The 5210-nt window shown below is 59.0% G+C and carries 5 protein-coding genes; 1 reads left to right on the forward strand and 4 read right to left on the reverse strand.

The genetic code is table 11. The annotated features are described in order from the left end of the window. The 4 genes from V6C07_RS01825 to V6C07_RS01840 form a co-directional block, all read right to left on the reverse strand. Positions 1-792 (reverse strand): tRNA (adenine-N1)-methyltransferase (locus V6C07_RS01825; RefSeq protein ID WP_333534688.1); only part of this gene is annotated, 792 nt, incomplete at its 3' end. Positions 793-957: 165 nt separating this feature from the next. After that, positions 958-3396, reverse strand: coding sequence for a penicillin-binding protein 1A (locus V6C07_RS01830; RefSeq protein WP_333534689.1), 2439 nt, complete (start codon positions 3394-3396; stop codon positions 958-960). 333 nt (positions 3397-3729) lie between these two features. After that, entirely contained in the window at positions 3730-4047 is a 318-nt protein-coding gene (locus V6C07_RS01835) for a TusE/DsrC/DsvC family sulfur relay protein (protein WP_012625537.1), read from the reverse strand. Positions 4048-4298: 251 nt separating this feature from the next. Further along, positions 4299-4958 carry a CBS and ACT domain-containing protein gene (locus V6C07_RS01840; RefSeq protein ID WP_333534690.1) on the reverse strand — a complete coding sequence of 220 codons (660 nt, stop codon included), beginning with the start codon at positions 4956-4958 and terminating at the stop codon, positions 4299-4301. A 142-nt stretch (positions 4959-5100) separates the two neighbouring features. Between V6C07_RS01840 and larC the strand changes: the two genes are divergently transcribed. Further along, positions 5101-5210, forward strand: a 110-nt coding sequence (gene larC, locus V6C07_RS01845) for a nickel insertion protein (protein ID WP_333534691.1), incomplete at its 3' end; no start/stop codon positions are given.

Raw genomic sequence — 5210 nt, forward strand, 5'->3', positions numbered from 1 at the left:
TAGGGGCTTGCGCGACTCAAAGTCCTGGTTGCGTTCCTGCTGGCGGGCAAAGACCAGAAAGCCCGTATGGGCGTTCATGCGGTCTTCGGGGCGCAGACGGTCGGCCACCGGCTTCCACTGGCGGATGAGTATCTCGCAGACCTCCACATCGGCAAAGGGGCCGCGTTCAAGGCCCAGCAAAAGCTTGCTCACCTGATCCACCGTGGGCAGCAAAAAGCCGAAGCTCGCGCCGGGGCGCACGGCCGCAATGGCATGGTCGAGGTATTCCCAGGGGGTGCGCACGTCCAGAAAAAGCGCGTCCGCGCCGGTAACGGCAAAGCCTTCGGCCACGTCACGGTGGTGCAGCTCCACATTCTGGCCCACGCCCGCCCATTCAAGGTTGCGGCGGGCCAGCGCCATAAATTCTTCGCGGGCCTCGTGGCTGACCACGCGCCCCGTGGGACCGCAGAACCAGGAGAGCCCCGTTGTCAGGCCGCCGGAGCCGCAGCCCGCCTCAATGATGGTGCGGCCCGGCCCGGCTCCGAGGCGCAGGCAGATATAGGCGATGTCCTTGGGGTAGATGATCTGCGTCTGACGCTTGAGCGTCTTGAGGCGGTCATAAAGGGTGGCTTCCATGACCTGTATTGGCACTTGCTGGTTGGTGTAGATCACGCTGCCGAAATCGCAGCGGGCCACATCAGCGGCCGGTAAGGCGCCGTCATTGCTGTGCCAGTCCTGACCTTCGGTCAGCTTTTTGGTGTAGCGGCGGCCCTTGGGGGTCACATAGACAACAAGAGAACCGTAGGGAATCATGAATTTCCTTTGTGTTGCGGCGTTGGCGCGCGGTATCGGGCATCATGAGGGGGCCGTGCGGCCCCCTCTGTAAAAAAGCGTCTCCGGCCTGCGCCGGGCCAGTTTGTTCCTGACATGGCAAGCTTTCAACCGCGCAGGCTGAAAGCACGTTCCTCTAGACAGTGTCTAAAACATCTGGCGCATAAGGTCTTCGCCGCCCTGCGAGGTGTCGACCACGCTGTCGTCCTCAGTGGTGGCGGCTGTGGCCGAAACGCCCTGTATGGGCATGTCGGAGCGGAAAGCAAGCCCGTCCATCATGGTGATGCCTTCGGGCATGGTAAAATCGTCCGCAGGGTAGCGGTCTTCCACTTCCACACGATAGTAGCGGAAGATGGGCGCGGCGGTACGCCCGCCCTGTTCCAGGCGGCCCAGAGACTGTAACTGGTCGTAGCCCACATAAACGCCCGTGACAAGGTGCGGTGAAAAGCCCACAAACCAGGCGTCGTGCTCTTCGTTGGTGGTTCCGGTTTTTCCGCCGATGTTGAATCCCTGCACCCTGGCGCGGCTGCCCGTACCCGCATTGACCACCTGCTTGAGCAGGGTCGCCATGATATAGGCGTTCTGCGGGGTGACGGCCTGCCACTGCTCCACGTCCTGGCGGTAGAGCACACGGCCCTGCGGGTCGCTTATGGACGTGATGATGCGCGGGCGCACGCCGATGCCCTTGTTGGCAAAGGCAGCATAGGCCTGGGTAAGGTTGAGGGGCGAAACGGCCACAGCCCCGAGGCTGACAGAAAGCTCCTGCGGAAAATGGGGTTCAAGACCCAGCGCCTTGGCCCTCTGGATCACATTGGCAATGCCTACCTGCTGGGCGATCCGCACGGTGCAGGTATTGCGCGAGAGCGCCAGTGCCTGATGCAGGGGCAGCTCGCCCTTGTAGTTCTTTTCGTAGTTTGAAGGCCGCCATACCTCGTTGGTATAGGGATTCACATAAACAAAAGGCGCATCAAGCACAGTAGAGGCGGCGGTAAAGCCCATATCCAGCGCCGTGGAGTAAACCACGGGCTTGAAACTGGAGCCTGGCTGACGGCGGGCCTGGGTAGCGCGGTTGAAATGGCTGTCGCCGAACTGATAGCCGCCGATAAGGGCCACCACATCGCCGTTTTCAGCTTCCACCGAGGCAATGGCCCCTTGCACTGCCGGTTCCTGCTGCAGCAGCAGGGAAATGGGAGCACCTTTTTTGGCGGTCGAAGGGTCAAAGGGGATGGTTTTCTTTTCCTTGCGGCCCTTGGCGTTGGTTTCGCTCACCGTGGTTTCCGCTGCGGACACCCAGATCAGGTCACCGGGGCTGACCACGAGCCTGGCATCCTTGACGGCCGGGGCGTAGATGCCCGCCACTTTGGGATTGGGCTTGCGCGCCCATGACATGTTGCTTACGGGGATAAGGCCGGTATAGCCCTGGCCCAGGCTTACGCGGGCCTCTTTGGCGTCGGCGGAAACAACAAGGGCCTTGACCCAGTTGCTGCCTGCAAGGTCCAGAGGGCTGAAAGTTTTTTGCGCGGCAAAGGCTTTCTGCTGTTCGGCATTCAGCTTTTCCAGCGGGCCGCGCCAGCCCTGGCGCTTGTCCAGTTCTTCCAGTCCCTGCCGCAGGGCTGCCCCGGCGGCGTACTGGTGGGACGGGTCCATTGAGGTATGCACGGTAAGGCCCGCTTCGTACACGTAGTCCACGCCGGACTTGTCCGTTTCTATCCCCAGAGCCTTGAGGTTCTGTTCCGTAAAAAATTCTATGAGCAGGCGGCGGGTTTCTTCAAGATACCACAGGGCCGCGCCCCCCATGCCTTCGGGCATGCTCCAGTACACCAGAGGCTCGGCGGCGGCTTTTTCGTATTCTTCGGGGCTGATCCACTTGAGGTCGCGCAGGCGGCCCAGAACGTACATCTGACGGTTCTTGGCCTCTTCCGGGCGGCGGAAGGGATTGTACGTGCTGGGGGCTTTGGGCAGACCGGCAATAACCGCGCTTTCGGCCAGGGTAATGTCCGAAGCGTGCTTGCCGAAATAGGTGCGTGCGGCCGCTTCCACGCCGTAGGCGTGCTCGCCCAGATATATCTGGTTCAGGTAGATGGTAAGGATCTGGTCCTTGGTATAGGTTTTTTCCAGATCATAGGCCAGAATGGCCTCTTTCATCTTGCGGGTGTAGCTGCGCTCGGAGGTCAGCAAGAGCTGCTTGATGAGCTGCTGGGTGATGGTGCTGCCGCCCTCGCCCTGACGCCCCTTGCGAAAGTTGTTGATGGCCGCGCGCAGGATGGCAGTGGGGTCCACGCCCATGTGCCGGTAGAAAGCGTCGTCTTCCGCCGCCAGAAAGGCCAGGGGCAGAAAACGCGACATTTCCTTGAGGCCGATGACAAAGCGTTTTTCATGATACAGCGTGCCAAGGGTGGAGCCGTCCCGCGCAAGAATGACAGACGCCTGAGGCTGCTTGTATTCAGCAATGCGGTTGATATCCGGCAGGTCGCGTGAGGCCCAGTAAAAGAGCATGACCACAGCGCCGCCACCAAGAAGGCCGCATACCAGTAGTATACCCACCAGCCAGAGGGTGAGCTTTTTCCACGACAGACGAATTTTCATGGCAGGGCGATACCGTTTTTTTGCCCCGGCGTAAAGTATGCGCGCAATCCCGCGCCGGGCTGGTTGTTGTGGATGACGCGCCGGGAAGGCTTTTTGCCGGATGTTGCCATGTGCTGGCAAAAAGCCTTGGGAAAAAATGAAACAGACCCGGATTCGGGAGGTTCCGGCAGAATGGAGCGTTACGCTCTGTAGATGAGGATAGTTCAGCTTCCGGTCTTTGCAAGGCCCGGCGTGGCTTTTACAAAAAAATGAAAATTAAAAGAGTTCTGATTTTTTGTAAAAATAAAAAGCGGAAGGTTTCCCTTCCGCTTTTTTTCCGAATGTAGTGGCGGACTACACGCAGCCGGTGGGCTTGGGCAGGCCGGCCATTTTGCAGGCGCCCTTGCCGGGACCGGAGGGGAAGAGTTCGTACACTTCCTTCAACTTGTAGCCGGTGTTCTTGGACAGAATGCGGACCATGGGAGCGATGCCGTTCTTCTTGTAGTAGTCCTGCAGGAAGTCAAGGATCTTCTGGTGGTCAGCGGTGATTTCGGAGATGCCTTCGGATTCCTTCACATAATCCATCCATTCGGGGCACCAGTCGTCAAAACGCAGAAGGAAACCGTCTTCGTCAACTTCAAAGCTTTTGCCTTTATAGGTGATCTCAGCCATGCGTGTGTCCTCCTTGGACAGATAGTACTCAACCTCGCCGGAACGATATGCTCCAGGCGCAGCCAACCGGGGTTACCCGGCCGAATTCCTCCAATGGGCGCGAAAGCATAATGCAATCACAACGAATGCCTTTATGCCATAAAAAAATTTTGATGGCAAGCCCTGACAGCTTTTTTTGGTCTGCCCCACTGATTCAGTCAAGATTTTTTTCCAGCGATCCTGAAAGGATGTGCTAATCTTGATTGGGTTGATCAAGCATTTTGCCGAATGCAGTACAGCACACGTCCGAGCTTTGCAACCTCTTCCATCAGGGTGTTTTCGGCCGCGGCGTTTTTAAGCTCACGCACCCGGATGAATATGTGACGATTGCCGTCCTCGTTGCTTACGGTCAGAACGGACAGCAGGCGCGCGTTGTGGGCGCGCAGCAGGTCAAAGAGGGGGCGGGCCGTGCCGGGCAGGTCGGGCAGCTCTATGGCGAACTGAAGGCCGCCAAGGCGCGCGCCGGTGATGTCCACCAGAGCCTTGAACACGTCATGGTCTGAAATAATGCCCACCAGCTTGCCGCTTTCTTCCACCACGGGCAGCCCGCCGATCTTGTTGTCGAGCATGATCAGGGCCGCCTGTTCCACCGTGTCGGAAGGTTTGACGGTCATGGGGTTGGCCGTCATAATGTTTTTGGCCTTGAGTTCGGCGAGCAGGTAGTGCATTTCGTACATGTCGAGCGTGGTGGCCTTGGAGGGGGAGGCGTCGCGCACGTCACGGTCAGAAATAATGCCCACCACGCGGCCCTTGTCGTCAAGCACGGGCAGGCGGCGGACATGGTGGTCTTTCATGAGCTTGCCCACCTTTAGCAGAGACGTCTCCGGGGTGACGCTCACAACATCGGTGGTCATCCAGTTTTGTACGGGCATGCTTCCCTCCGGTTTTCGATACGTTTCAGAGTTGGACGGCTGCGGAACACAGCGGCCTTTTTCTCTTTATACAACAACAGGCGGATGCTGCACAAGTGCGTCCGGGGAAGCCCCCGGCGCGGCGCGCAACGGAGATGAAAGCATGGTGGATGTGTATCTGGATTGCAGCGGCGGCATCAGCGGCGATATGACCCTGGCCGCTCTGGCCCATCTGGGCGCGAACTTTGCGCCGCTGACGGCAGCGCTGGAAAA

It is taken from the genome of Desulfovibrio sp. 1214_IL3152, from assembly GCF_036763055.1.
In the GTDB taxonomy this organism is placed as follows: Bacteria; Desulfobacterota; Desulfovibrionia; order Desulfovibrionales; family Desulfovibrionaceae; genus Desulfovibrio.

Coding starts and splice junctions, on each gene's coding strand:
- V6C07_RS01830 (WP_333534689.1), bottom strand. CDS start 3,396: ATGAAAATTCGTCTGTCGTGGAAAAAGCTCACCCTCTGGCTGGTGGGT.
- V6C07_RS01835 (WP_012625537.1), bottom strand. CDS start 4,047: ATGGCTGAGATCACCTATAAAGGCAAAAGCTTTGAAGTTGACGAAGAC.
- V6C07_RS01840 (WP_333534690.1), bottom strand. CDS start 4,958: ATGCCCGTACAAAACTGGATGACCACCGATGTTGTGAGCGTCACCCCG.